22 protein-coding genes are annotated in these 24,550 nt (G+C 67.8%); 15 read left to right on the top strand and 7 right to left on the bottom strand.

All coding sequences use genetic code 11. The annotated features are described in order from the left end of the window. Positions 1 to 211 precede the first annotated feature (211 nt). Complete coding sequence (locus ACWMMN_RS32870; protein ID WP_256087673.1) at positions 212 to 856, top strand: hypothetical protein; 645 nt, start codon at positions 212 to 214, stop codon at positions 854 to 856. A gap of 158 nt (positions 857 to 1,014) precedes the next feature. On the opposite strand, the gene fliD is transcribed toward ACWMMN_RS32870, so the two are convergent. Continuing rightward, positions 1,015 to 2,529 (bottom strand): flagellar filament capping protein FliD, encoded by a 1,515-nt coding sequence (gene fliD, locus ACWMMN_RS32875; RefSeq protein ID WP_256087674.1) that lies wholly within the window; start codon positions 2,527 to 2,529, stop codon positions 1,015 to 1,017. 1,054 nt (positions 2,530 to 3,583) lie between these two features. Here fliD and ACWMMN_RS32880 point away from each other — a divergent pair. The 10 genes from ACWMMN_RS32880 (at position 3,584) to ACWMMN_RS32925 (ending at position 14,266) form a co-directional block, all read left to right on the top strand. Further along, positions 3,584 to 3,997: a DoxX family protein gene (locus ACWMMN_RS32880; protein ID WP_059241206.1), complete on the top strand. Its 414-nt coding sequence runs from the start codon at positions 3,584 to 3,586 to the stop codon at positions 3,995 to 3,997. A 521-nt stretch (positions 3,998 to 4,518) separates the two neighbouring features. Then, entirely contained in the window at positions 4,519 to 5,484 is a 966-nt protein-coding gene (locus ACWMMN_RS32885; protein WP_486424333.1) for a dTDP-4-dehydrorhamnose reductase family protein, read from the top strand. Positions 5,485 to 5,597: 113 nt separating this feature from the next. Next, positions 5,598 to 6,515 (top strand): LysR family transcriptional regulator, encoded by a 918-nt coding sequence (locus tag ACWMMN_RS32890; protein ID WP_059241207.1) that lies wholly within the window; start codon positions 5,598 to 5,600, stop codon positions 6,513 to 6,515. A gap of 184 nt (positions 6,516 to 6,699) precedes the next feature. Continuing rightward, a complete protein-coding gene (locus ACWMMN_RS32895) occupies positions 6,700 to 8,028 on the top strand; it encodes an MFS transporter (RefSeq protein WP_256087676.1) in 1,329 nt (442 codons plus the stop codon). Positions 8,029 to 8,109: 81 nt separating this feature from the next. Continuing rightward, a complete protein-coding gene (locus ACWMMN_RS32900) occupies positions 8,110 to 9,093 on the top strand; it encodes a M14 family metallopeptidase (RefSeq protein ID WP_059241209.1) in 984 nt (327 codons plus the stop codon). Between the two features lie 238 nt (positions 9,094 to 9,331). After that, a complete protein-coding gene (locus ACWMMN_RS32905) occupies positions 9,332 to 9,904 on the top strand; it encodes a plasmid fertility inhibition factor family protein (RefSeq protein ID WP_486424334.1) in 573 nt (190 codons plus the stop codon). A gap of 232 nt (positions 9,905 to 10,136) precedes the next feature. Next, positions 10,137 to 11,486 (top strand): reverse transcriptase family protein, encoded by a 1,350-nt coding sequence (locus tag ACWMMN_RS32910; RefSeq protein WP_174993572.1) that lies wholly within the window; start codon positions 10,137 to 10,139, stop codon positions 11,484 to 11,486. Between the two features lie 326 nt (positions 11,487 to 11,812). Continuing rightward, positions 11,813 to 12,142, top strand: coding sequence for an H-NS histone family protein (locus ACWMMN_RS32915; protein WP_059241212.1), 330 nt, complete (start codon positions 11,813 to 11,815; stop codon positions 12,140 to 12,142). A 274-nt stretch (positions 12,143 to 12,416) separates the two neighbouring features. Then, the gene (locus tag ACWMMN_RS32920) at positions 12,417 to 13,664 is read left to right on the top strand and encodes an MFS transporter (protein ID WP_486424335.1); all 1,248 of its coding nucleotides are present in this window, start codon (positions 12,417 to 12,419) and stop codon (positions 13,662 to 13,664) included. Positions 13,665 to 13,708: 44 nt separating this feature from the next. After that, the gene (locus ACWMMN_RS32925; RefSeq protein WP_420874429.1) at positions 13,709 to 14,266 is read left to right on the top strand and encodes an SLOG cluster 4 domain-containing protein; all 558 of its coding nucleotides are present in this window, start codon (positions 13,709 to 13,711) and stop codon (positions 14,264 to 14,266) included. 87 nt (positions 14,267 to 14,353) lie between these two features. Here the strand turns inward: ACWMMN_RS32925 and ACWMMN_RS32930 are convergent, their stop codons facing one another. The 4 genes from ACWMMN_RS32930 to ACWMMN_RS32945 form a co-directional block, all read right to left on the bottom strand. Continuing rightward, positions 14,354 to 15,460 carry a polyamine ABC transporter substrate-binding protein gene (locus tag ACWMMN_RS32930; protein WP_059242401.1) on the bottom strand — a complete coding sequence of 369 codons (1,107 nt, stop codon included), beginning with the start codon at positions 15,458 to 15,460 and terminating at the stop codon, positions 14,354 to 14,356. A 242-nt stretch (positions 15,461 to 15,702) separates the two neighbouring features. Beyond that, entirely contained in the window at positions 15,703 to 15,924 is a 222-nt protein-coding gene (locus ACWMMN_RS32935) for a hypothetical protein (protein ID WP_486424336.1), read from the bottom strand. 358 nt (positions 15,925 to 16,282) lie between these two features. Further along, positions 16,283 to 16,972, bottom strand: coding sequence for a pentapeptide repeat-containing protein (locus tag ACWMMN_RS32940; protein WP_059242403.1), 690 nt, complete (start codon positions 16,970 to 16,972; stop codon positions 16,283 to 16,285). A gap of 76 nt (positions 16,973 to 17,048) precedes the next feature. After that, positions 17,049 to 17,687: a TetR/AcrR family transcriptional regulator gene (locus ACWMMN_RS32945; RefSeq protein WP_081052083.1), complete on the bottom strand. Its 639-nt coding sequence runs from the start codon at positions 17,685 to 17,687 to the stop codon at positions 17,049 to 17,051. A gap of 233 nt (positions 17,688 to 17,920) precedes the next feature. On the opposite strand from ACWMMN_RS32945, the gene ACWMMN_RS32950 reads away from it, so the two are divergent. From ACWMMN_RS32950 to ACWMMN_RS32960, 3 genes are all read left to right on the top strand, one after another. Next, positions 17,921 to 19,045 carry a 3-ketosteroid-9-alpha-monooxygenase, oxygenase component gene (locus ACWMMN_RS32950; protein ID WP_059241217.1) on the top strand — a complete coding sequence of 375 codons (1,125 nt, stop codon included), beginning with the start codon at positions 17,921 to 17,923 and terminating at the stop codon, positions 19,043 to 19,045. Positions 19,046 to 19,061: 16 nt separating this feature from the next. Beyond that, the gene (locus ACWMMN_RS32955) at positions 19,062 to 20,801 is read left to right on the top strand and encodes an FAD-dependent oxidoreductase (protein ID WP_174993568.1); all 1,740 of its coding nucleotides are present in this window, start codon (positions 19,062 to 19,064) and stop codon (positions 20,799 to 20,801) included. A 204-nt stretch (positions 20,802 to 21,005) separates the two neighbouring features. Continuing rightward, entirely contained in the window at positions 21,006 to 21,884 is an 879-nt protein-coding gene (locus ACWMMN_RS32960; RefSeq protein WP_059241219.1) for a hypothetical protein, read from the top strand. A 49-nt stretch (positions 21,885 to 21,933) separates the two neighbouring features. Here ACWMMN_RS32960 and ACWMMN_RS32965 read toward each other — a convergent pair whose 3' ends face one another. Together ACWMMN_RS32965 and ACWMMN_RS32970 are read right to left on the bottom strand one after the other, a co-directional pair. Continuing rightward, positions 21,934 to 22,779, bottom strand: coding sequence for a lysozyme inhibitor LprI family protein (locus ACWMMN_RS32965; protein WP_059241220.1), 846 nt, complete (start codon positions 22,777 to 22,779; stop codon positions 21,934 to 21,936). 72 nt (positions 22,780 to 22,851) lie between these two features. Then, entirely contained in the window at positions 22,852 to 23,832 is a 981-nt protein-coding gene (locus ACWMMN_RS32970) for a bifunctional helix-turn-helix transcriptional regulator/GNAT family N-acetyltransferase (RefSeq protein ID WP_342706208.1), read from the bottom strand. Positions 23,833 to 24,090: 258 nt separating this feature from the next. Here ACWMMN_RS32970 and ACWMMN_RS32975 point away from each other — a divergent pair, with 258 nt between their 5' ends. Next, positions 24,091 to 24,468 (top strand): S26 family signal peptidase, encoded by a 378-nt coding sequence (locus ACWMMN_RS32975; protein WP_059241222.1) that lies wholly within the window; start codon positions 24,091 to 24,093, stop codon positions 24,466 to 24,468. The last annotated feature ends 82 nt before the right edge of the window (positions 24,469 to 24,550 follow it).

The following is a 24,550-nucleotide window of genomic DNA, read 5'->3' on the forward strand; positions in this document are numbered from 1 at the left end:
CGCCCGCGAGCGTGGCGCCGATGCCCGGTTGTTCGATTCGCCGCGCCGCGCGTTTCGCCGCGTCCGCCGGCCGCCCCGCGCAAGTTTCTGCGTCGCACGACAAAAGCGCACAAATCTGTGCAATCGCTTCTTCGCTTCCCGTAACGATTCGTAATATTATGCCGCGGAGTGTTTTTTACCGATGAACCGCTGAATCCGCATTCGCCCCCTCATGCAACACGTGACGACGACAAGCCAGCCACCGATCCTGGCGGCACCGGTTGATGCCATGCTGCACGCCGTGATCGACGAGGCCGTCCACCGGAGCGTGTCGGAGGCGACGACGCGCAGCGGCTACATGCGCTGTGCCGACTATGCGATCGTCGGCGCGCAGGTGCTGACGCTGTTGACCGGCAAATCTTACCGGCCGTTCGCGGGCGGCGAAGTGATGGATTTTGGCGCCGGCAACCTGTATGCGCTGTGCACGACGCGCGAGCGGCGCCGCACCGCACGGCATCTGTCGCAGCTTGCGCGATATCACTGCTGGATCGAAGCGCGCCACGACGCCGACGGTCACACGCGCAAGGAGATCGTCGACTTCACGCTGCGCCACGACGAGACCGTCGCGGACCAACTGGGCATGCCGTTCGCCCGGACCTACCAGGCCTATTTCTGGGGCTGGGAGGACGAGCACGCGGTCCCGGCCGAGCTGCAGGATCATCCGGTATTCGCGAAGCAGGGCCCCGTGTGGCGCTGGGCCGAGCGCGAATGTACGTCGCTGCTGCGCGCCTACGAGCGCGAGCGGCCAGGCTATTTCGGGCGTCAGGTGTCGCGCGCCATCGATCTGTTCGCCGACCGCGTCGAAGGTCTGGGCTGACGCCTGCCTGTTTCAGGCAAACCGCACACGGCCAGGCGGCCGCGACGACGCGAACCCGGCAAGCGCTTGCGCACGGCCGGGCATGAACCACTTCCTTTCCATGCAGGACGCCGCCCGCGACGGCTCGAACCGTCGCGCGCAACGTGCTGCCCGGCCGCTTACTTGTTCGACAGCGCGCCGCTGCTGTTCGCGCCGCCGAACAGCCGGGTCAGGTACTGCGTGTTGGAGTTCATCTTGGCCATCAGCGTGTTGAGCGACGTGAACTGCGCCTGATACTGCTTGGTCAGTTGCGTGGCGTAGTCGGACAGATCCGACTGCTGCTGCGTCACGCGCTTCAGATCGGCGGTCAGCGCGTTCGTGCGCACGTCGATCATCCCGTTCTTCTTCGTGAACTGCGTGATCTGGTCGGCCAGCCGCGTGCCGATCCCGTTCTCCGGATTGAACAGGCGCGCGACGCCCGCCGGGTTCGCGGACAGCGCGCCGTCGAGCTTCGCGGCGTCGACGCTCAGCGTGCCGTCCTTCTCGAGCTTGATGCCGATCGACAGCAGGTTCACGTGCCCGTTGCCCTTCTCGGTGGCGGCGCCGGTCTCGACGCCGCGCGCAACGATCGACGCGAGCGAGTTGCGGATCGTGTTCAGCGTCGAATCGCCGATCAGCGCGCCCTGCGTGCTCGCGCCTGCCGTGTAGCTCGACAGTGCGCCCATCGTCTTGACGGCCGTGTTGTACAGGTTCACGAAATTCGTGATCGTGGCTGCCTGCGACTTCGTGTCGGTACTGACCGTCAGCGTCTGCGTATCGGTCGCGCTGACCGCGGCCGACGACAGGTTCAGCGTGATGCCCGTCAACACGCCCGACACCGCGTTGCTCGCGCTGGTCGATGCGATCCCGTTGATCGTGAATTTCGCGTCCTGTGCGACGGCGCTCTGCCGCCATGCGGCCGCGCTGTTCGCCGAGTCGATCTTCGATGCGCCGCCGGCCGTGTCGGGCGTCGACGTAACGCCGAGGCTCGACAGGCCGCTGTCGTTGGCCACGTTGCCGACCGCAACGCTGATCGCGTTCGCGGAGCCCGTCTTCGACGACGCGAGCACGAGGTGTGCGCCGTCCGTGCCGTTGATGACCGTCGCGCTGATCCCCGGGTTGCCCGACGCGGAGTTGATCGCCGCCGCGATGCCCGACAGCGTGTTGTTCGTGCTGCCGACCTCGACCTTGAACGACTGGCTGCCGAGCGACAGCGTCAGCGTGCCGGTGCCGAGCGCCTTGCTGCCGTTGAAGCCCGCCGAGGACAGCGCCTGGGCGGTCGCGATCTGCGTGACGCCCACCGTGTAGGTGCCGGCGACCGCGCCGGCACCCGCCGTCGCGGTCAGGCCCTTGCCGCTCGCGACGGCGTTGAACGTCGACTGCAGCGCGCCGTTCTTCAGCGACGTCAGGCCTGCGTCGAGCGCGCTCAGCGCCGCCGACAGCGCGCCGAATGCGGAAATCCGCGTATTGCCGGTCGTTTGTGCGGCGGCAAGCGTCGCGACCCGGCCGGCCGTCTTCGCGTTCACCAGCGTCTTGACGAGCGAGCCGACATCCATCGCCGGGTTGCCGGTGGAACCGTTGATGATCGATTGCGCGGCCTGCTGCAACAGGCCGTTCGCGTTCGCGCTGCTGTTGACGGGCGAGTTCGTTGCCATGGGTGACTCCGGTTGAAAGGCGATCCTGTGACGAACGGCTGCCGAGCCTGCCTGCGGCGATCCGCGCGGGCTCGTGGCGATTCGCCTGCATGCCGCTTCCCGCACAACGCACACCGCGGTTCGCGGGGGCTGTCGGGAAAACGTAAGAAGGAATCGGTGCGCTATCGTATATTTAAATCGGTATTAATTGGTAATTTTTTGTAATTATTCTTGTGAAAACTGTGACGAGGGGAAGGTAAGTGCGGGGTGCGGCGAAGGCATGCGAAGTTTCAGCACAAGACCATGATTTTAATTGCATTTATTGAGGGATTTTCGACGGCATTGAAAACATTCTGAAAGCATGGATGTTTGATGACATGTTTTTCGTTCATCGCACTAAACATCAAGCGGATGAACGGTGTGGCGAGCGTGTCCGTGCTCGCGGATATCGGGCGGTGAGCCTTGTCTGGTGGGCGTTGCACTGCCACGTGCGACACCAGGCCGCATGCATGCGAGATGTTTTTCTTCGACGCAGCGCATTTCCGGGCCATGTGCGGTCGCTCGAAACAGGATGCGGCGTCGATTGCAAATCCGGCCTGGTAGCCGGGACGAAGCGAGCGCCGGTGAATCACACATCGAGCGCATGACTGAATAACGGATGGGATGCACGGCACTGGACGGTGCATGTCAATTCGAGAGCGCAATATCGATTGAATCCCGTCACGACAAAGATGTGGCGACGTTTCACATTCCTGAAACAGGAGGGAAGGGGGCTGAACGGCGGTCAGGACGCCGCGTGACGAGCCGGTTTCCTCCGATTGTCCACTGATTCGAGACAGCGAATCATGTTTCGGCGGATTGATGATTTTCAGTGAGACAGTAGACTGCATCCGTGCTTCGCCAGAACCGATCCGGAGCGCGCCGGCAAGCGCGGCGCACCGGACGGATTCTTCGGCGGCGGGCCCGGTGGCTTGCCGTCCGATTGCGCGAGGAATGGTCCGTTGCCGGCCTGGCGCACCGATGCGGCGCGCATCGGCACCGGATGCATCAAACCGTCAATTCAAGGGTGATTGCTATGCGTTACGTTTCGCTGGAGTCGAAGAAGGACGAGCTGCTGCTGGCGGCTCGCGTACTGATGATGATCCTGTTCGTGCTGTTCGGCTGGCAGAAGCTGAACGGCTTTTCGGGCACGGTCGCCTACATGGCGTCGACGGGTAACCCGGCGCCCGAGCTGGCGGCCGCGATCGCGGTGGCGGTCGAACTGGTGGGCGGCGTGCTGATCGCGATCGGCTTCTATACGCGTCCGCTCGCACTGGCGTTTGCCGCCTATACGCTTGCGACCGCGCTGATCGGCCATCGCTACTGGGCGCTGCAGGGGATGGAGCAGTACATGGCGATGATCAACTTCTACAAGAACGTGAGCATCATCGGCGGGCTGCTGTTGCTCGCGCTGAGCGGGCCGGGACGGTATTCGGTCGACCGGAAGTAACGCGACGGACGGTCCTGTCCGGGGAAGCGGGCCCGGTGCGCGAAAGCGTGCCGGGCCTGGTTCTTTGGGGATGGAAAGACGGTGGCCGGTCGCGAAGTTGTCGCTGGCGGGCTCGGCGTCGTGCCCGATGCGTCGGCCGCCAGCAGTCGCAACCGGGCCCGCCGCGTGTCGACGCCGGCCGGGTTCGGCGCAAGGCCGTGCGGCGAAGACCGGCGCCGCGCCGCCAGTGTGCGCGTGGCCGGGCGGGCAGGGAACGGCAGCGCGATGCGGCGCGCAGCAGCGTCACGCGGCCGGCAAGACGGTCGTTCCCGGACGACGCAGTCTGGCCGGTTGGCGCGAGGTGGGCGCGTCGGCGTCGAGACGAACCCGTCCCTGAGTCCCGGCGCCCGCAATCCCGATGACGTGGTCGCGCCATTGCCGGGACCGCCGGCCGTGCCGCTTTTTCCGCTATCCTCGGCACGACTGCCGCAGGAACGCCTGACGCGATCCCGCGCCCCTCCATTCAACTCGCCTTGCCGCCCGTGCCCAATCCAGCCTCGTCGACCGATGTCCCCACCATCCTCCTCATCGGCGCGTCCGGCCTCCTCGGCCGCGCGGTTGCCGCAACCCTGGCTCGCGAATCGTCGCTGACGCTGCTGGCGACCCTCCGGAACCCGCAAAGCGCCGGCGCAAGACGGCTCGCGCTGCCACCGGAAAACATCGCGGAACTCGACGTCCTCGACCAGCCGTCCCTCGAACACCTGTTCGAAACCCGCAAGCCGGCGGCCGTCATTCTCTGCGCAGCCGAGCGCCGTCCCGACGTCTGCGAACGCGATCCCGCTGCCGCACGCGCGATCAACGTCACGGCCCCGGCCCGCATCGGCGCGCTCGCCGCGCGACACGGCGCATGGACGCTCGGCATTTCGACCGACTATGTCTTCGACGGCAAAGCGGCACCGTACAGCGAAGACGCCACCCCGAACCCGCTGAACATCTACGGCCGCACCAAACTGGAAGGCGAGGCGGCACTTCTCGCCGCGTCGCCGCTGTCCTGCGTGCTGCGCCTGCCGTTGCTGTTCGGCCCGATTGCCGACTGGAGCGAATCGGCCGTCACGAGCCTGGTCCCGGCGATCGTCGCGTCCGCGCGGCCGGGCGCCGGCGCGGTCGGCATGGACGCATGGGCGATCCGCTACCCGACCTATACGCCCGACGTCGCGGAAGTCATCCGGGCCCTGACGCTGCGTCACCTCGCAGGTGAAACCGTGACGGGCATCCGCCATTGGTCGGGCGAGGAGCCGATGACGAAGCACGACATCGCGCAACGAATCGCGGCCGCGCTCGGCATCGACGCATCGCTCACGCCGATCGAACAGCCGACCGACGCGACACCGCGCCCGTACGATTGCCATCTGGACGCATCGCGCGTGCGTGCACTCGGGATCGATTGCGCGACGCCGTTCGACACCGCGTTGCGCACCGTGCTGCGCGATGCGCCGCAGGCGCTGTAGGATCAGTCGGCACGCGCGGTTCGCGCCACACCGCCGATACCGGCCGGCCCGTTCGCCCCGCATGCGGGCGTGCGCACCGTGCAGCCCCTCACCGCCCACCCAGGAGCCAGGCCATGCAACTGAAATGGCTCGAAGACTTCGTCGAACTCGCCCGCACGCGCAGCTTCACGCGTGCGGCCGAAAACCGCTTCGTCACGCATCCGGCGTTCGGCCGGCGTATCCGCTCGCTGGAGGAATGGGTTGGCGCCCGGCTGATCGCGCGCACGAAGCCGCTTGAACTGACGGCGGCCGGCACCGTCTTCCTCGACGCCGCGTCGAACGCGCTCGACATCCTGCACGGCGCGCGCACGCAACTGCAGGAAGCGTCGCCGGTGCTGGAGAACAACCTGCGGATCGCGACCGGCCGCACGCTGTCGGCCACCTTTTTCCCCGACTGGTACGACGAGACGGTTGCGCGCGCAGGCTTTTTCACGGCGACCGTGTCGACCGGCAGCGCCGAGGAAGCGATCCTGCAGCTCACGGCCGGCGAAGCCGACATGCTGATCGTCTATTCGAGCCCGCACACGCGGCTGCTGATCGATCGCGACCGCTTCGACTGGCTGTCCGTCGCGCGCGAGGTGCTGGTGCCCGTCAGCGCGCTGGATGCGCGCGGCAGCGCGCGCTACCGGCTGCCGGCCGGGCAGGCGCCGGTGCCGTGGCTCGCGTTCGCCCGCACGCTGACGTTGCGCGCGGTGCTCGCCCGCCATCTCGCCGAAATGCCGAACCGTCCGACGCTGCGGCCCGTCTACCAGGCCGACTCCTACGAAGCGATCCTCGCGATGGCGCGGCGCGGGCTGGGCCTCGCGTGGCTGCCGCAACGGCTCGTCGCGGACGATGTGCGGCGCGGCGAGCTTGCGATCGTCGGCGGCGCCGACTGGCAGATCGGCTTCGACATCGCGCTGTACCGGCGCCGGAACGAATCGCATCCGGTACTCGACGCGATCTGGCGCACCGCGCCGTCCCGCGACGACGGCGAGGCGCCGGGCGGCTGAACCCGCCGCCCGCGCCGCCCGGCGCGGGCGATGCGCCGATCAGCACGATTGCGTGCCGAAACGGCACGAACGCTCGCCCCGCGGTGCCTACACTCCGCGCTTGACTGGCCCGAACGGCCGCCGGCAACCGCCGCGCGCCGTCTTTCAAAATCCTGACGGCCAGCATGAATGGAGGAGCACAGGCATGACCCGCAACCCACACGCCGCGCAGCCGGCCCCGCACAATCCGTGGCGCGAGATCTGCGCCGCCAGCATCGGCAACGCGCTGGAGTTCTATGATCTGCTGATCTACGGTTACTTCGCGATTCAGATCGGCCAGCTGTTTTTCCCGACGCACGACGCGGCGACTTCGCTGCTGCTGTCGGTCGGCACGTTCGGCATCTCGTTCGTCACGCGTCCGCTCGGCTCGATCGTGCTCGGCAGCTACGCCGACCGTGCGGGCCGCAAGGCGTCGCTCACGGTGTCGATCGGGCTGATGATGGTCGGCACCGCGATGATCGCGTTCGCGCCGACGTATGCGCAGATCGGCATCGCGTCGCCGCTCGTGATCGTCGTCGCGCGGATGCTGCAGGGCTTCTCGACGGGTGGCGAATTCGGCGCGGCGACCGCGTTCATGGTCGAGCAGGCCGACGCGAAGCGCCGCGGCTTCTTCGCGAGCTGGCAGATGTCGACGCAGGGGCTCGCGACGGTGCTCGCGGCCGGCGTGTCCGCGCTGCTGAGCCTGCTGCTGACCGCCGACCAGCTGCATGCGTGGGGCTGGCGCGTCGCGTTCTCGGTCGGGCTGCTGATCGGCCCGGTCGGCCTGTACATCCGCCGCAACATCGACGAACCGGCCGATTTCCGCCGGCTCGGCGAGCAGGGGCGCGCGAAGTCGCCGCTGCGCGACGTGTTCGTCCGCGATCGCGCGAACATGCTGCTCGGCGCGGGCGTCGTCGCGACGGCCACGGCGTTCAACTACGTGCACAAGCTGTACATGCCGACGTATGCGGTGAAACAGCTGCACATCCCGGCCACGTCGTCGTATCTCGGCGCGGTCGTCACGGGGGCGATGCTGATGGTCGCGGCGCCGGTCGTCGGACACCTGTCGGATCGCTTCGGCCGCATCCGCGTGATGCTGATCGCGCTGATCCTGGTCGGCGTCACGACGTGGCCGCTGTTCGTGATGTTGAACCGCTATCCGACCGTCCAGACGCTGCTCGCGGTGCAGGCGCTCGTCGGGCTGCTGATCGCGGTGAGCCTTGCGCCGCTGCCGGCGCTGCTCGCCGACATCTTCCCGACCAGCACGCGCGGCACGGGCCTCGCGCTGTCGTACAACTTCTCGGTGACGCTGTTCGGCGGCTTCGCGCCGCTGATCGTGACCTGGCTGATCGACGCAACGCACAACAAGCTGGCGCCGAGTTTCTACGTGATGGCGACGGCCGTACTCGGCATCACGTCGGTGATCTCGCTCGGCCGCCGGATGCGCGGTGCGGCGGCAAGCTCCGCGCCGTCGCACCGCGCGACCGAGGCGTGACCGGCCTCACGCGAACCCGATTCGGGCGTAACCGGCACGCGCCGGCTGCGCCTTTCCCGAACCCTGACGAATCCTTCCGACATGACTACGCTTGAAGCCATCCGCGCCGCGCTGCCGGCCTATCCGATCGAAGTGGCCTTTCCCGACATCTCGCGCTGGCGCGCAGGCAATACGGGCATCGACTATCTGCATACGTTCGACAGCGGCAAGCCCGGCAAGCACGTGATGATCCTGGCGCTCACGCACGGCAACGAAGTCAGCGGCGCGATCGCGGTGGACGCGCTGCTGGCCGCCGGCCTGCGCCCGGTCGCGGGCCGCCTGTCGCTCGGGTTCGGCAACGTCGGCGCGTACGAGCGCTTCAGCACGGAGAACGCCGATGCGACGCGCTATCTCGACGAGGACATGAACCGCGTGTGGACGCCGGCCGCGCTCGACGGCACGCGCGACAGCCGCGAGCTTGTGCGTGCGCGCGCGATGCGGCCGCTGCTCGATACGGTCGACCTGCTGCTCGACATTCATTCGATGCACGAAGCATCCGCGCCGCTGATGATGACGGGGCCGCTCGACAAGGCGATCGCGCTGGCGGCCGCGATCGGCACGCCCGAACACGTGATCGTCGATCGCGGTCATGCGAACGGCACGCGGCTGCGCGACTACGGCGGCTTCGGCGATCCGGCGAGCGCGAAGAATGCGCTGCTGATCGAGACGGGCCAGCACTTCGCCGCGAGCGCGCGCGACGTCGCGCTCGACAGCGCCGCGCGCTTCCTGCTGCATGCGGGCGTTGTCGCGCGCGACGACGTCGCGGCGTTCCTCACGCAAACCGCGCCGGTGCGGCAGACGTTCATCGAGATCACGGAGCCGGTGGTCGCCCGCTCGATGGCTTTCCGGTTCTCGCAGCCGTTCACGGGGCTCGAGGTGATCGACAAGGCCGGTACCGAGATCGCGCGCGACGGCGACGACGTGATCGTCACACCGTATGACAATTGCGTGATCGTGCAGCCGTCGATGCGCCATCTCGGCCTGAACGTCACGATGATGCGGCTGGGGCGGCTGCTCGAGCGCTGAGCCGGACTGCCCGGCGCCCGGCCCGTGCCGGCATGCTGCATTGCAACCGTCGCGTTCATCGGACCGGCACGGAAAGGCGATACACTGCGCCGGTTCCCGATTCAGTCGGGAGCGTCAGGGCGCCGGGTGTCTGTATCGCGGTGCCGGCACGCCGTGCATTGCCGGCCGCTGCCACGGCGGCGCGGCTCGCTCCACGGGCCCTGACTCATTCCAAAAGACCGAGAGAAAGAGAGGGCCCATGCTGACACGTCTTCATAACGGAATTCTGCGCGCGCGCGACTTGCGCGAATCCGAATCCGCGTCATCGATCCAGCTCCGGCCGATGGCCTGCGAACTGGTCGACCTGAGCGCGAAGCGCGCAACCTGGCGCGTGCCCGTGCCCAACCAGGCAGACTGCTATCTGATGGCGCAGCCGGGCGGGCCGGAGCATTTCATCGTCCATGTCGACGCCGACAAGTTCTATCGCCGCTGGCTCGAGACGAGCCCCGCGTTCCCGAAGCGGAATTCGCAGGATTGCGTACCGCGCCAGGCCATGCCGCTCGACAGAAAGTTCGCGACGGCCGCCGCCGGGTTCAAGGGAGGTCGCGATGCACCCGTGCCGATGCCGTCGGTTGGCTACTGGACGGTGGCAAGCGGTTACGAGGTCGCGATGAGCGACGGCATGACGCGTACCTTCTGGCTGCTCGCCAATCGCGTGCGGTCGTTTCCCGTCGGCGTGAGCGACGCGAGCTGGGCGACGGTACTGAACAGCATGGTGGGCATCGGCGTAGCGCCGATCGCGTCCAGCGATCTGTTTTCCCGGCGCGCATGAGCGCGGCGCCCGGCCCGATTTGACACCTGGCGTCACCGCCGATTACAGTCGCGACGCGGGCGGTGGGTCAAGCACACCCCCGGAACAGGCAGCCGATGTTCCAGGACTACGGGGCTACCCCGTGGATCGGATCGATACGCCGATGCGTCGCAAGTGCCCGAGTTGCGCGTTGCGCAACGACTGCGCTCGCAGCACCAGCCACGTTGACTCATCGTCCCGCCCCTCTCTGTCCATGCACTCATCCCTGCGCGACACCACCCGTACGATTGCCGAGGCGATGCTCGCCGGTTCGCCCGAGCGCGGCAGCGTCATCGCGCGGATGACGGCCGTCCTCGGCGACGCGCAGCCGTGGGTCCAGGAGTGCGCGGATGCCGCGCTCGCGCGCTTCGGTGCGAGCTGGGCCGGCGTCGAGATCGACGCGCTTGCGGCGGTCCTGGCCGATGCGCCAGCGTTCGTGCGCGCCTGGCATGGCGATCGTCGGCCGACGGTGATCCGTATCGTGCGGCGGCCGCTCGCCCAGCAGCCGCTGCCGGCGCCGCTCGCCGGCTGCGACGTGCCGCAATGGGCGACGCCCGGCGATCTCGCCGGCTGGCTCGGCGTGAGCGCGCCGGCGCTCGACTGGCTGTCCGATCACTGGCGCGTCGACGCGCGCAGCAGCGCCACGCCGCTGCATCACTACACGTATGTCGCGGTCGACAAGCGCAGCGGCGGGTGCCGCCTCGTCGAAATCCCGAAGGGCCGGTTGCGCGAAGCACAGCGCTGCATCCTGCACGGGCTGCTCGATCGCATTGCGCCGCACGGTGCGGTACACGGTTTTCGCAAGGGGCACGGGATCGTGTCGTTCGCGGCGCCGCATGCGGATCGCGATGTCGTCGTGCGCTTCGATCTCGCGGATTTTTTCGTGTCGGTGCGCGCCGCGCGCGTGCATGCGCTGTTCGTGACGCTCGGGTATCCGGCCGAAGTCGCGCGTACGCTCACCGGGCTGTGCACCAATCGCGTGCCGTCGGCGCGGCTGCTCGCGCCGGACCTGCGCGACCGGTTCGACTGGATCGGCCGCCAGCGCTATCGGGAACGGCATCTGCCGCAGGGTGCGCCGACGTCGCCGGCGCTCGCGAACCTGTGCGCGTTCCGGCTCGACCTGCGGCTCGCCGCGCTCGCGCGAGCGCTCGACGCAACCTACACGCGCTATGCGGACGATCTCGCGTTTTCCGGCGGCAATGCGCTCGCGCGCAACCTCGAGCGGCTGCAGGTGAGGGTTGCCGCGATTGCGCTCGAAGAAGGCTTCGCGCTGCAACTGCGCAAGACGCGCGTGATGCGGCGCGGGTCGCGGCAGCAACTGGCCGGCGTGGTCGTCAATCGTCATCCGAACCTGGCGCGCGACGAGTTCGATCTCCTGAAGGCCATCCTGACCAATTGCATCCGGCACGGCCCGGCGTCGCAGAATCGTGACGCGCATCCGGATTTCCGCGCGCATCTGGCCGGACGCGTCGCGCATGCCACTGCGCTGAATGCGGCGCGTGGCGCGAAGCTGCGCGCGCGGTTCGACCGGATCGTGTGGGATGCCCACGGCGCGGACCGCTGAACGATCGCATCCGCACCGGCTGCGTTCTGCGACTTCTGCAACGCGCCGCCCCGCACTGCTATCATTCGCGCCATGCCGCGCCAGTGCCATGGTGCGGCGAATCACTTGCCGCTGCCGTTCGCTCCGTGCATTCGTACGCGGCGTGCCGGGCGTTGCCGGCCTGGTCCTGCCTGTCAATGACGCACGACGTCGTTTAGTGCGCATCGCGCAAACCATGCCGGCTCAGGCAAACGATTCACTTATTTGACAGCCCCGATCGGCGGAACTTCGTGGTAGGTTCGGCCGTCGGAGCTTTTTGCAAAAACATGCCCAAAGAGGATGAATACATGACCCAGGCCCTGCAGGAACTCGAAGCACAACTTCGGGACCTGAACATCAAGCTGTCGGATGCGAAGCAGAAGGAGAAGCAGGCCGCGCTTGCGGCATTCAAGGAACAGGTCGAGCTTTTGGGAATTTCACAGCAGGAAGTGCTGAGCGCGCTCGGCTACATCGTCCAGCGAAAACGCAAGGCGCCTGCGAAGTACTACGATCCGACGACCGGCCGCTCATGGTCGGGGCGCGGCCCGCGGCCGAAATGGCTCGAAGGCAAGGATCTCGACACGCTCGCCGTCGACCGCGAGGCCAAGGCCTGGTGGCCCGGCGACGATCAGGGCTGAAGCCCGCCGCGCCGCCAGGCCGCGCGGCGCCGTACGGTTCGCGCAGGCGGGCCGGCCGGCAACTCCCCGCCAGCATGCTGTTTTTCATCCGGTGTCCGGCCTGACCGCGACATCGCCGGCCTCGCCGCCGACACCGGATCGACGTTTTCCCCCGACCGTTCATCGCCCGCCGTTTCCCGGTTGCCGCCGGCCAAGCGGGGGCCGACGCGCGCCCGCGCCCGTCGTTCGTGGGCACAGGCCTTAGAATGTCGCCGGACATTCGTGGCAGGACACCATGGCAGCAAACATGAAATCTTCGACGCTCGGCGGCCCGTCGGCCCCGCGCGCGGAGCAGGTCGGGTCGTACGCGTGGAAAGCGCTGGCCGGATCGGCGATCGGCTATGCGATGGACGGCTTCGACCTGCTGATCCTCGGCTTCATGTTGCCGGCGATCACGGCGGCGCTGCAGCTGACGCCCGGGCAGGGCGGCGCGCTGGTGACGTGGACACTGATCGGCGCGGTCGCGGGCGGCATCGTGTTCGGTGCGCTGAGCGACCGCTACGGGCGTGTGCGCGTGCTGACCTGGACGATCCTGCTGTTCGCGATCTTCACCGGCCTGTGTGCATTCGCGCGCGGCTTCTGGGATCTGCTCGTCTACCGCACCATCGCGGGCATCGGCCTCGGCGGCGAGTTCGGAATCGGCATGGCGCTCGCGGCGGAAGCGTGGCCGGCCAGCAAGCGCGCCCGCGTGTCGTGCTACGTCGCGCTCGGCTGGCAGGTCGGCGTGCTGCTGGCCGCGCTGCTGACGCCGTGGCTGCTGCTTCACATCGGCTGGCGCGGCATGTTCGTGGTCGGCGTGCTGCCCGCGCTGCTCGCATGGGCGATGCGCAACAAGCTCCACGAGCCGGAAGCGTTCGTGCAGCGTGCGACGCAGCCGCCATCCAACGCGTTCCGCATGCTCGTCGCCGATAGCCGCACCGCGCGCACGAGTCTCGGCATCGTGATCCTGTGTTCGGTCCAGAACTTCGGCTACTACGGGATCATGATCCGGCTGCCGACCTTCCTGTCGAAGCAGATGGGCTTTTCGCTGACGAAGTCCGGGCTGTGGACGGCGGCGACCGTCGTCGGGATGATGGTCGGCGTCTGGGTATTCGGACAACTGGCCGACCGTATCGGGCGCAAGCCGACGTTCCTGCTGTACCAGCTCGGATCGGTCGTGACGGTCATCGCGTATGCGCGGCTGTCGGACCCGGCGGCGATGCTGTGGGCCGGCGCGCTGATGGGCATGTTCGTCAACGGGATGGTCGGCGGTTACGGGACGCTGATGTCGGAAGGCTATCCGACGGCCGCACGCGCCACCGCGCAGAACGTGCTGTGGAATATCGGCCGCGCGGTCGGCGGCTTCGGCCCGGTCGCGGTCGGTGCGCTCGCCGCGCACTACTCGTTCCAGACGGCCATCGCGCTGCTCGCCGGCCTCTACGTGCTCGACATGATCGCGACGGTGTTCCTGATTCCCGAACTCAAGGGCGTCGAGCTCGAATGAGCGCGGTGCGTCCGCGCGCCGCCACGATTTCACCGGAAACCACGATGCAACAGCAAAACAAGACGATCGGCGTGATGGGCTCGGGCAAGGAACCGTGGCTCGCGTTTGCGGAGCCGCTCGGCGCGTGGCTCGCGCAGGCCGGGTTCAACCTGCTGACGGGCGGCGGGCAGGGGGTGATGCTGGCGGTCGCGCGCGCGTTCGCCAGTGTGCCCGGCCGGGCCGGCCGATCGATCGGCATCGTGCCGACGCAGGCCGATCCGCTCGCGGGCTTCGTGCCGCTCGACGGTTATCCGCATCCGTTCGTCGACATTCCGATCCTCACGCCGCTGCCGCGCCGCGAACCGGGTGCCGATCCGCACACGATCAACCGCAACTACGTGAACGTGCTGAGCAGCGATCTGATCGTCGCGTTGCCGGGCGGGCACGGTACGGCCCAGGAAATTTCTCTGGCGCAACGCTGGCGCAAGCCGCTCGTCTGCTTCGGGCCGGACGGTGCGTTCGAGTCGCTGGCGCCGGATGCCGCGTGCACGTCGTCGCTCGACGACGTGATCCGGTTCGTCGACGATGCGCTGGCGATGGCGCATGCACCGGGCGCGCGATAGTTCGAGCGATCGCTTCGACGGCTGCCGATGCGGGCGCGCCTGCGGCGCGAGCCGCCGCAGGCACGGTTCAGTCGCGCGGCGCCCCGCTCAACGCCCCGTCTTCAGCTGCGCCCACAGCCGGTTCTGCAGCCGGCGGATCTCGGGCGGCATCGGCTTGAGCAGCGTCATCTTGCTCAAGATCTCGTCGGCCGGATACACCGACGGATCGCGCGCGATGGCCGGCTTCACGTACTGGCGCGCGGCCTTGTTCGCGGTTGGATAGAACACCGCGTTGGTGATGCCCGCGTTGACCTTCGGGTCCTGCAGGTAGTTGATCCACTTCAGCGCGGCGTCGCGGTTCGGCGCGTCCTTCGGGATCACCATCATGTCGAACCACAGCAGGCCGCCTTCCTTCGGGTTCGCGAAGCGGATCTCGTACGGCCGTTTCGCCTCGGCCGCGCGGCGATGCGCGATGCCGACGTCGCCGGAATAGCCAAACGACACGCACAGGTCGTTGTTCGCGAGATCGTTGATATAGCCCGACGAATTGAACTGCGTGATGTACGGGCGCACCTTCTTCAGCACCTCGTACGCGGCACGGTAGTCGGCCGGGTTCGTGCTGTTCGGGTCCTTGCCCATGTATTGCAGCGTGGCGGCGAACACGTCGACGGCCTGGTCGAGGAACGACACGCCGCAGCTCTTCAGCTTCGCCATGTTGGCCGGATCGAACACCAGCGCCCAGCTGTCGACCGGCGCCTTGTCGCCGAGCGCCTTCTTCACGGCCTGCACGTTGTAGCCGATGCCGTCGGTGCCGTAGGCCCACGGCACGCCGTACTGGTTACCCGGATCGGCGTCGGCGACCATCTTCATCAGCAGCGGATCGAGGTTCGACAGGTTCGGCAGCTTCGACTTGTCGAGCGGCTGGTAGACGCTCGCCTGAATCTGCTTGGCCATGTAGTTCGACGTCGGCACGACGATGTCGTAGCCTGAATTCCCGGACAGCAGCTTCGCCTGCAGCGTGTCGTCGCTGTCGTAGTTGTCGTAGCGGACGTGCAGGCCCGTCTGCTTCTGGAAGTTCGGGATCGTGTCCGGCGCGATGTAGTCGGACCAGTTGTAGATGTTCAGCTCGCCGGCTGCGTGGGCGGTCGTGCCGGCGACGGCGATCGACAGGAGGGCGGCGGCTGAAATGGCGCGGCGAAGCGTGCGGATTCGCATGACGAAGTTTTCCCTGGCGGTGCGCGCGCCGAGCCGCAATGGGCGGGGTGGCGCGCGACGGTTCATCGGATGGAACAGGCGTGCGTGACCGGTGCTCTCGACGAGCACGGGCGACGCAATGAAATCAGGAGTCCGTGCGATATTGCGCATGGCTCGCGTGCAAACGCAGCGTGAGCCGGTCCCGTCGCCGGTCAGGCGACACGGTACGCAGGTCGAACGGATACGGGGAAAGGGGCGGAGCGCTAAGGCAGCAGCGACGCCACGTCGTCGGTATGGATCGCGACGGACGCGCGGGCGGCGACGGCGTTGTGACGGCGAACGGAACGGCGGGACAGGATGGTGTAGATCGACAGCGGCAGGCGAGGACTTCGCCAGCCGTCACGGTCGTCGGGGGACGCGATCGCGGCGCGCCAACTGCGCGCATCGCCTCGTCTCCACCGCACCAGCGGGCCACGGATTCTCACGATTACTCTCGACCGGGTTGTTGAAAGTATTGAACACCCGGCGATTCGCCCACGGCTGCCGTTTCAAGTTTCGATCGTCGCGTTTGCCGCATGGCGGCATCTGCTGCACGACACGAACTGAAAGCCTGGCATTCAGCGAAATCGCCGAAATACGACGCTCTCGTGAATCATCGGGCAAATCGCTGTAAGGATGTCTCCGGATTTTCCCCTAGGGATTCGCGGGCCGGCGACGTGGTTGGGCCGGTCGCGTATTGCGCTCGCAAGCGCATGGAGGCGGCCGAAATGTGGTCGAAGTGATGAGAATATTAGACGGCGCGGGGGCCCGCGCCGCGAAATCGCGGTCAGGCGGGGCGACCCCTTACGCGACCCGGATCCCGAAATTCTCGATCATCATGGCCGCCTGATCGTAGGAGACGGTCGCGCCGCGCAGCACGCCTGACGAGAGCAGCTTGGGCATGGCGCCCAGATCCACGTCGCGCAGGTCGGCGCCCTCGAATCGGGCATCGTTCAGATGTGCGTTGCGCAGGCTGCCGCCTTCGAACACGGCGTCGCGGAAGTCCGCGCCGGCGAGGTCGGCGTCCGAGAAATCGAGTGCCACGAGCCGGGTCTTCCGGAACGAAAAGCGCCGCAGGCTCGCGCCAACCAGCAGCGTGCTGGCGAATTCGAGGCCAAGCGATCTGGATTCCTCAAAATCGGCGCCGGTCAGCCTGCATTCGGTGTACCGGACCGAGCCGAGCTTGCTGCGCCGCCAGCTCGTATTGTTGAGGTCGCATGACTGGAACGCGGCGTCCTCGAGGTCGCACGACGCAAAATCGGCCTGACGGGCCCGGCAGCGGATCCACGACGTGTGTGCGAGCGTCGCGCCGACGAACGACGCTTCCGCGAGCGCGCATCGCTCGAAGCGCGCGCCGCGCAAATCCAGGCGCGACAGGTCCGCTCCTTCGAGGTCGCAGTCCTCCAGGCGAAGGGGCGCCGGCGAGCCTTCGACGAGTTGCATCAATTCGGCGCGATCCAGCGTGCGGCCGGTCACGGAGACACCGTGGGTCATGAGGTGATCCATCGTCATGTGAATGGGCGGGGCAAACATTATCCGGATTTCGGACGCATCGAGCGCCCGGTATCGCTTACTGCACGGCCTTCCTTTTGGCCGCAACCGGCTTGCCGGCCGGTTCGGCGCGCGCCGGCCACAGAATCCGCATCTGCGCGCGCATCGCGGGCTCGTCCGCCGGAACCAGGCAGTACGCGAGACCGATGCGGCTGACCAGCGCGATGATGTCGTCGAGCGCGGGCGCCGACGCGCCGCGCACCGCGACGTACGCGCGGTAAGGCTTGTCCAGCACGCGCTGCCACATCGGCGCGATGTTCTCGACGATGAAGCCGAACACGTCGGTCGACAGGCTCGTGGCCAGGTAGTTGTGGTGAAAGCCGCCGTGATGACGATCGCGGTAGCGCACCGCAAAGCACACGCTCTCCTCGCAGTAGGCATCGAAATCGTGCTCGAAGCCGGTGAGCGCGCGCTGCATCTCGTCGAAGAATTCGGCGTTCTGGACGCTGATCACACCCTGGATCAGCGCCTTCTTCGTGCCGAAATACCGGTACAGCGTACGCCGCGAAATATTGGCGCGCCGCGCGACGTCGTCGATCGACAGGCTGTCGATCCCGTGTTCGATCATCGCGTCGAGCGCCGCGCGCAGGATCGCGTTTCGCCCGTCATTGACGCTGTCCATCCTGCTGGCGTCGCCCCAGCGCAGTTGCCGATCCATGCCTTTCCTCGATGCCGCATGCCGCGCGGCGTGTGTCGATCCACCGACCGAATCCGTCGGAACGGCATTTTCGCACACGTTGTCACAGAAATGAATTTTGTGCCATTATGCGGCACAAATAATAGTGTTTGTGACATAGCGTTCCGGCTGGAATCCCGGCCGGCGCGTTCGCGGGCAAGGGCCGGTCATGCAGATGCCGGGCGGCGCCCATCTTTGACTGGAGGAGACGATCCATGGCCGATACCACCGTGCTGGCGACCCAGCGCCCCATTCACCGGATTCACGCCGCCCCCATCGACGCACGCTACGCACGCGGCTGGCATTGCCTGGGGCTGGCCGACGACTACCGCGACGGCCGCGCACACGGCCTGTCGATCTTCGGCACGCGCGTCGCGGTGTTCCAGGGCGAGGGCGGGCAGCTGCACATCCTCGACGGCTATTGCCCGCACATGGGCGCCGACCTCGGGCGCGGGCAGGTCGACGGCGACACGCTCGTGTGCCCGTTTCACGGCTGGTCGTGGGCCGGCGACGGCACCTGCGCGGCGATTCCGTATTCGGCACGCATTCCGCCGAAGGCGCGCATCAAGTCGTGGCCGGCGACGGAGCAGAACCATCTGCTGTTCGTGTGGAACGATCCGGAAGGCAATGCACCCGATCCGTCGGTTGCGATTCCGCGAATCGACGCGTGTTTTTCCGATGCATGGAGCGACTGGGCCATCGTCAAGTGGGTGATCGACACGAACTGCCGCGAACTGATCGACAACCAGTCGGACATGGTGCACTTCGGCCCCGTGCATGGCGCGCCGATCGACTACTTCTGCAATACGTTCGCGGGCCCGGTGGCCTATCAGAAGCTGCGCGGCACCAGCTCGCGGCTGGCCGGAAGCGGACGGCTGACGGCCGATTCCGCGTACTTCGGCCCCGCGTACCACGTGACGCTGATGACGGGCGAGGCGCAGGGCACGCCGGTCAGCTCGATCCTGCTCAACAGCCACGTGCCGATCGACACGAACCGCTTCGAGCTGCGCTTCGGCGTGATGGTCCGGAAGGATCCCGCGCTGTCGGACGAACAGAGCCGCGCGATGGTCGACGGTTACGTGCAGGCCGCGCAGTCGGCATTCCGCGAGGATGTCGCGATCTGGGAGCACAAGACGCGCGTCGACAATCCGCTGCTGTGCGAAGGCGACGGGCCCATCTACCGGTTGCGCGAGTGGTACCGGCAGTTTTACACCGACGTCGACGCGTTGTCCGCGCAGCACGCGCGTGTCGAGGTGCACGAGTACCGTGGCGAGGACGCGTGCTGGCGCCAGCTCGCCGACGTGCCGGCCGAGGCGGCGAGCCGCCTGTCCACGATCTGACCGGAGGGCGGCCATCATGCAAGGCGATCGACACGATTGCGCCGGCGACGCCACGTACGACGTGGTGGTGGTCGGCTCGGGCGCGGGCGCGATGACGGCGGCGCTGCGCGCGCACGATCAGGGCCTGTCGGTCCTGATCGTCGAGAAAAGCCCCGTGTACGGCGGGACGACGGCCGTTTCGGGCGGCGGCATCTGGATTCCCTGCAACGACCAGATCGCGGCGCTCGGCGGAAACGATTCGTATGACGAAGCGATTGCGTATCTGCGCGAGGTCGTGGGCGAGGACTTCGACCGGCCGCGTATCGATGCGTATCTCGAGCATGGCCCGAAGATGGTCGCGTATCTCGCGCAGCACGCGCAGACGCGCTTTCACGCGGTGCCGCGCTATCCCGACTACTATCCCGATCGCGTCGGCGGCAAGCCCGGCTACCGGACGATGGAGCCGGCGGCGTTCGACGCCGCGCGCCTCGGTACGCATTTCGACACGCTGCGCGCACCGTCGCCGGCCACGCTGATCGCCGGCCGCATCGCGATGACGCAGATCGAAGCGCACACGATCGTCACGAAGGAGCGCGGCTGGTTGCGGCTCACCGCGCGCCTGATGCTGCGCTATGCGACCGATTTCCGCTGGCGCCGCCGCACGGCGCGCGACCGGCGCCTCACGCTCGGCAATGCACTGGTGGCAAGCCTGCGCGCGGCGCTCGCGCAGCGCGGCATCGCGCTGTGGCTCGACACGCCGATGCGCGCGTTGCAGTCCGACGGCGCACGCGTGAACGGCGTGGTCGTCGAACGGAACGGTCGCACGGTCGGCATCCACGCGACGCACGGCGTGGTGCTCGCATGCGGCGGGTTCGAGGCGAACCAGGCGATGCGCGAGCAGTACCTGCCGAAGCCGACGCGCGCCGAGTGGAGCGCGGCGCCGCCGATCAATACCGGCGACGGCATTCGCGCGGGGCTCGCGCTGGGCGCCGGCGTTGCGCTGATGGATTTCGTCTGGGGGGTGCCGACGGTGCGCGTGCCGGGCGAGGAGAAGCAGCGCGGGCTGTTCGTCGAGCGCTCGGCGCCGCGCTGCGTGATGGTCAACGGGCTCGGGCGGCGCTTCGTCAACGAATCCGCGCCGTACCCGGACGTGATCCACGCGATGATCGCGGATCATGCGCAAACGCAGGCCTGCGTGCCCGCGTGGCTGGTCTTCGATGCCGAATACCGCCAGCGCTATCCGTGCGGCGTGCTGCTGCCTGGCAGCGTGCAACCGGACAGCCGGATCCCGGCCGGCTGGCTCGACTCGGTCATCTATCGTGCGGACACGCTGGCCGAACTGGCCGCGAAGATCGGCGTGGACGCCGGCGGTCTCGCGCAGACCGTCGAACGGATGAACGGTTATGCGGCAACCGGCATCGATGCGGAATTCGGCAAGGGCGGCAACCGGTTCGACCGCTACTACGGCGATCCGTCGTCGAAGCCGAACCCGTGCCTCGGGCCGATCGAGCGCGCGCCGTTCTACGCGCTGCGGATCGACCCGGGCGAGATCGGCACGAAGGGCGGGCTGCGTACCGATGCGCATGCACGCGTGCTGCGGCCCGACGGCACGGCGATCGACGGCCTGTACGCGCTCGGCAACACGTCGGCGGCCGTGATGGGCAAGACCTATCCGGGCCCCGGCTCGACGATCGGCCCGGCGATGACGTTCGGCTACGTGGCGGCCAACCACATTGCAGCGGTGCGGCAGCCCGCGGGCGAGGCCTTCAGCGGCTAGCGTCTGCCCGGGCGAACGCGCGCCGGGTGGTCCGACGTTGATCGCCCGGCCCGACTTCGCCTCCCGAACGCTGCCCGGAATGGCACCCGAAAGATCCGGATGACAGCGTTTGTAAAGTCGGACAGAATGCCCCGGCCTGTCGTGCATTGGTGAAAGTTGCATCGAACAACAACCATCCGATCATTCCGACTGGGGGCCCGCGATATGTCCCATCCCGTGTTTCTGGAGAGTCCGCCGTGGCCGCGCATGCCCGAAGGCCGCAAGGGGGAATTGAAGTCCTACTTCGCGGCGGGCGGCCCGTCGCTCGAATCGAACGCGTTCATCCCGCTGTTCTGGCGCGTGCTGTTCGGGCCCGACGATATCCGCTTCGCATACTGCATCGACGATTTCGATCCGGATGACGAGGCGGCCGAGCTCGACGAGTATCTGGAGAGCGCAACGCCGGAGGAGCGCGATGCGCGCTATCCGTATCTGGTGACGACGAAGGCGAGTGCGCTGGCGCGCGCGGCGGCCCGCCGCGAGTCGCTCGTTGCGCTGCTCGGCGATCGCTACCGCACGATCTACGACGCGTTCGTCGACTACGTGGCCGCCGCGTTCGGGGAATTCGTGCTGGTGCGCACGAGCGGCTTGCCGGACGTGAGCGACAGCAACGACGCGTTCGCGACCGAGCTTGCGCAGGTCGCGCGTCTGGAGCAACAGCGGGCGCCCGAGGCGGGCCTCGCCCAGGAGATTCGGGCGTTGCGTCGCGCGGCGGATGCCGACGCCGTATGGCGCACGACGGGGGTAGGCGACGCGCATGCGGACGTCGATCCGTGGCCGAGCCGGGCGCTGGCCGATGCGTTTCCCGCCTGCGCGCCGCGCGCGCGACAGGAGGTAGAAGCCGCCCGCGACACCCCGGACAAGCCGCGCTACCGGGAGGGCCGGCTCGACAAGGCGCTCGAATGGGTTGCGGTCGGCGTGTTCGCCGCGGCGTTTCTCGGGACGTGGATCAAGACGAATTCGATCTGGCTTTCGATCCTGGTGACCCTCGTCGTCACCGGCCTGTTCATCTGGGGGATCGTGCGGATGCAGCGCATCAAATGAGCGGCGGCTGCGCGCCGCGATCCGCACGCGCGGGCGTTGCGCAACGGCGTCAATCGGCGCCGATCCTGTCCTCGGCAGACACGAGTTGCCGCAGGCGGGCGGCAGCCTCGTCGCGCGTCTCGATCGCGACGGACGGCGGCACGCCGGAAGCGCTGGCCTTCGGGTAAAGCGCGTCGATCAACGGCGGTTGCGCGGCGACGAACGCACGCCATTTCTGCGACGACGTCCGCATGGTGTCGCGCGATCCGCGCGGCAGGCGGCGTTCGATCGCGTTCGTCACGTCGTCGATATCCTGCATGTACAGCGGCGTGGCCTGCGCTGCGCAACGGCCTTTCGCGTCGAGCCCGGTGAGCGCCGCGCAGTGCTCGCGTTCGAAGCGCGCACCGCGTTGCGGAACGGCGGTGACGCGCCCGGTCGATTCGGCGGTCGAAGGCGGCAGGCGCCCGGCCAGGCTGAAGCCGCGCGCCGCGCGATCCGCTTCGAAGCGCTGCAGCGTCAGCGCGCGTTGCTGCGTCAACGCCATCACGTCGTTCGCATTCATCGGCGCGTAGACCGTCCCGTGCGTCGTCGCATAGACGGCGCCGATCAGCTTCAGGTCGGCGTCGCGGCGGGCGAGCCACGCGCGCTGCGCGTGCAGCAACGCCGGCCGGTCCGCCGCCGGCAGCCCTGCCTGCAGCGCGCGATAGCTGGCGTTGAGTTGCGCGTCCCACGCACGGCCCGCATCGTCGACGCATTCGGTCTGGCCGCCTGTCGACGCGTGTTCGGGATCGTTCAGGCACTGCGTGAGCTTCCGGTCTATCCGGTGGGTGCCGGTTGCGGCATCGGGTTGCGCGGCAACGGCGGCCGGCGCGGCGGCCGCCGCGCAGAGCATGAGGGCCGCGACACGTTCGAGCATGGGTGAGTCCTTTTTTGTTCGAGGCGAGCACGATGGCGACATTCGACACGACGCGAAGGCTGTCCGCCGACATCAGCCGCCGGATGGCCCGGGCCGGCTGAAACGCTGCTCGACCACCTCGGTTCCCCAATGCGTGCCCGCGGATTCGCTGGTCAGCGTAAAGCCGAACGATTCGTACAGGTGCCGCGCCGCATCGAGCCCCTTGAACGTCCACAGATAGGTTTCGCGAAACCGCCGTTCATCGACGAAACGCATCGCCAGCGCCATCATCTGGCGGCCGACGCCGGACCCGCGCAACGCATCGTTCACGATGAACCAGCGCAGGTGCGCGACGCCGGTCGCGGGATCGCCGTCGATCGCGAGCGACGCGAGCGTCCGGCCGTCTTCCTGGCAGAGCCACAGTGCCTTGCCGTCGGCCGGCAAGGTGCCCGCAAATTCGGCCAGCTCGGTTGCCACCCGCTTCTCGAAAAAGGCGCCGAAGCCCCAGTGCTCCGCGTAGAAGCGGGCGTGCAGGCTCGCGACATCGCCGATACAGCCCGGCTGGTAGCCTTCGCGAATCGCCGGCGCGTCGACGGTTGCCGCGGGCGCCCTGGCTGCGTTGTCCTGTGCGAGGGCATCGGCATACAGCGCGAGCGAGCGCAGCAGCGCCTGCTGGTCGGCCGGAATCATGCGGCGCAGCGCATTCGACACCTGATCGGTCGCGAACGTGTCGATTCTTTTCTGGAGCTTTTTCCCTTCGGCGGTCAGGTACAGCTCGATCGCACGCGCATCCTCGCTCGACACGCGCCGCTCCACGACACCGGCCGCCTCGAGCCGCGCGAGCTGGCGGCTCGTGTTCGATTTGTCGAGCCGCAGGATGGCGCCCAGATCCTTCGCGTTGATGCCGGGCGCCATCCCGATCTCGAGGATGGCGTGAACGGCCGACGGCGCCCAGTCGCTGTCGGCCAGCGTCGCCCGCATGAAGCCGAGCTCGCGCACCAGCTTGCGCGAGAAGTCGCGCAGCTCGAGGATGGTTGCGTCGCGCGGCTTGGCGGGCGCGTCGATGAGGTCCATGGTCAGCCCCAGAAGGTTGCGTATCGCAATCAATAATAGTTGCGAGTCGCAACTTGATCAAGGGGGTTTTCAGGTGAGCCGGTTGACCCGGCTCCCGCGCGGATCGACGCACCCGGAACTGCCGCAACGGGCCGAGACGGGTACTGAAGCGGATGGCCGCGCGCGGCGAATTGGACGCATACTGGGCATCGCTGGCCGACCGGCGGGCAGGGGCGTCGACCGGGCGCCGACCGGCAACCGCGGACCACGGAGATCACCATGAACAAGCTGTTGCCGATGACGATTGCGTTGCTTGCCGGAGGCGGCATCGGTGCGGAGTCGCTCCACGCCGCCGGCAGCATGGATGCGCTGCCCTGCAGTGCGGCGCATGCGGCGGATCAGGGCGGCGGGAACGCCGCGATGCCGGGCACGTCGGTCCGCAGTTTCTCGACCGCCGGCTGTTCGGGCGCGGTGCTGCAGGGCGAGCGGGCCACCGCGACGGTCAACGGCGACCGGGTCGAATTGCGCGACGGCATCGTCTACGTGAACGGCCGCTCCTATGGCGCGGTCACGCCCGCGCAGACGGTCGAATACGAGGCCGCGCACGACCGGCGCACGTTGAAGGTCGACGGAAAAATCCGCACGCCGCTGCGTTGACGCGTACCGGCTCCCGCGCGGGACAACCGCCGCGCGTCATGCGCGTCCGGATCGCCGCGCCGGCCCCTTCGATCCCCAGGCG

The sequence above is a fragment of the Burkholderia cepacia complex sp. TUM26381 genome (assembly GCF_057439935.1).

Bases quoted from the DNA above. Each gene is read 5' to 3' on its own strand.
- ACWMMN_RS32870 (WP_256087673.1), top strand. From the start codon at position 212: ATGCAACACGTGACGACGACAAGCCAGCCACCGATCCTGGCGGCACCG.
- fliD (WP_256087674.1), bottom strand. From the start codon at position 2,529: ATGGCAACGAACTCGCCCGTCAACAGCAGCGCGAACGCGAACGGCCTG.
- ACWMMN_RS32880 (WP_059241206.1), top strand. From the start codon at position 3,584: ATGCGTTACGTTTCGCTGGAGTCGAAGAAGGACGAGCTGCTGCTGGCG.
- ACWMMN_RS32890 (WP_059241207.1), top strand. From the start codon at position 5,598: ATGCAACTGAAATGGCTCGAAGACTTCGTCGAACTCGCCCGCACGCGC.
- ACWMMN_RS32895 (WP_256087676.1), top strand. From the start codon at position 6,700: ATGACCCGCAACCCACACGCCGCGCAGCCGGCCCCGCACAATCCGTGG.
- ACWMMN_RS32900 (WP_059241209.1), top strand. From the start codon at position 8,110: ATGACTACGCTTGAAGCCATCCGCGCCGCGCTGCCGGCCTATCCGATC.
- ACWMMN_RS32905 (WP_486424334.1), top strand. From the start codon at position 9,332: ATGCTGACACGTCTTCATAACGGAATTCTGCGCGCGCGCGACTTGCGC.
- ACWMMN_RS32910 (WP_174993572.1), top strand. From the start codon at position 10,137: ATGCACTCATCCCTGCGCGACACCACCCGTACGATTGCCGAGGCGATG.
- ACWMMN_RS32915 (WP_059241212.1), top strand. From the start codon at position 11,813: ATGACCCAGGCCCTGCAGGAACTCGAAGCACAACTTCGGGACCTGAAC.
- ACWMMN_RS32920 (WP_486424335.1), top strand. From the start codon at position 12,417: ATGGCAGCAAACATGAAATCTTCGACGCTCGGCGGCCCGTCGGCCCCG.
- ACWMMN_RS32925 (WP_420874429.1), top strand. From the start codon at position 13,709: ATGCAACAGCAAAACAAGACGATCGGCGTGATGGGCTCGGGCAAGGAA.
- ACWMMN_RS32930 (WP_059242401.1), bottom strand. From the start codon at position 15,460: ATGCGAATCCGCACGCTTCGCCGCGCCATTTCAGCCGCCGCCCTCCTG.
- ACWMMN_RS32940 (WP_059242403.1), bottom strand. From the start codon at position 16,972: ATGACCCACGGTGTCTCCGTGACCGGCCGCACGCTGGATCGCGCCGAA.
- ACWMMN_RS32945 (WP_081052083.1), bottom strand. From the start codon at position 17,687: ATGGATCGGCAACTGCGCTGGGGCGACGCCAGCAGGATGGACAGCGTC.
- ACWMMN_RS32950 (WP_059241217.1), top strand. From the start codon at position 17,921: ATGGCCGATACCACCGTGCTGGCGACCCAGCGCCCCATTCACCGGATT.
- ACWMMN_RS32955 (WP_174993568.1), top strand. From the start codon at position 19,062: ATGCAAGGCGATCGACACGATTGCGCCGGCGACGCCACGTACGACGTG.
- ACWMMN_RS32960 (WP_059241219.1), top strand. From the start codon at position 21,006: ATGTCCCATCCCGTGTTTCTGGAGAGTCCGCCGTGGCCGCGCATGCCC.
- ACWMMN_RS32965 (WP_059241220.1), bottom strand. From the start codon at position 22,779: ATGCTCGAACGTGTCGCGGCCCTCATGCTCTGCGCGGCGGCCGCCGCG.
- ACWMMN_RS32970 (WP_342706208.1), bottom strand. From the start codon at position 23,832: ATGGACCTCATCGACGCGCCCGCCAAGCCGCGCGACGCAACCATCCTC.
- ACWMMN_RS32975 (WP_059241222.1), top strand. From the start codon at position 24,091: ATGAACAAGCTGTTGCCGATGACGATTGCGTTGCTTGCCGGAGGCGGC.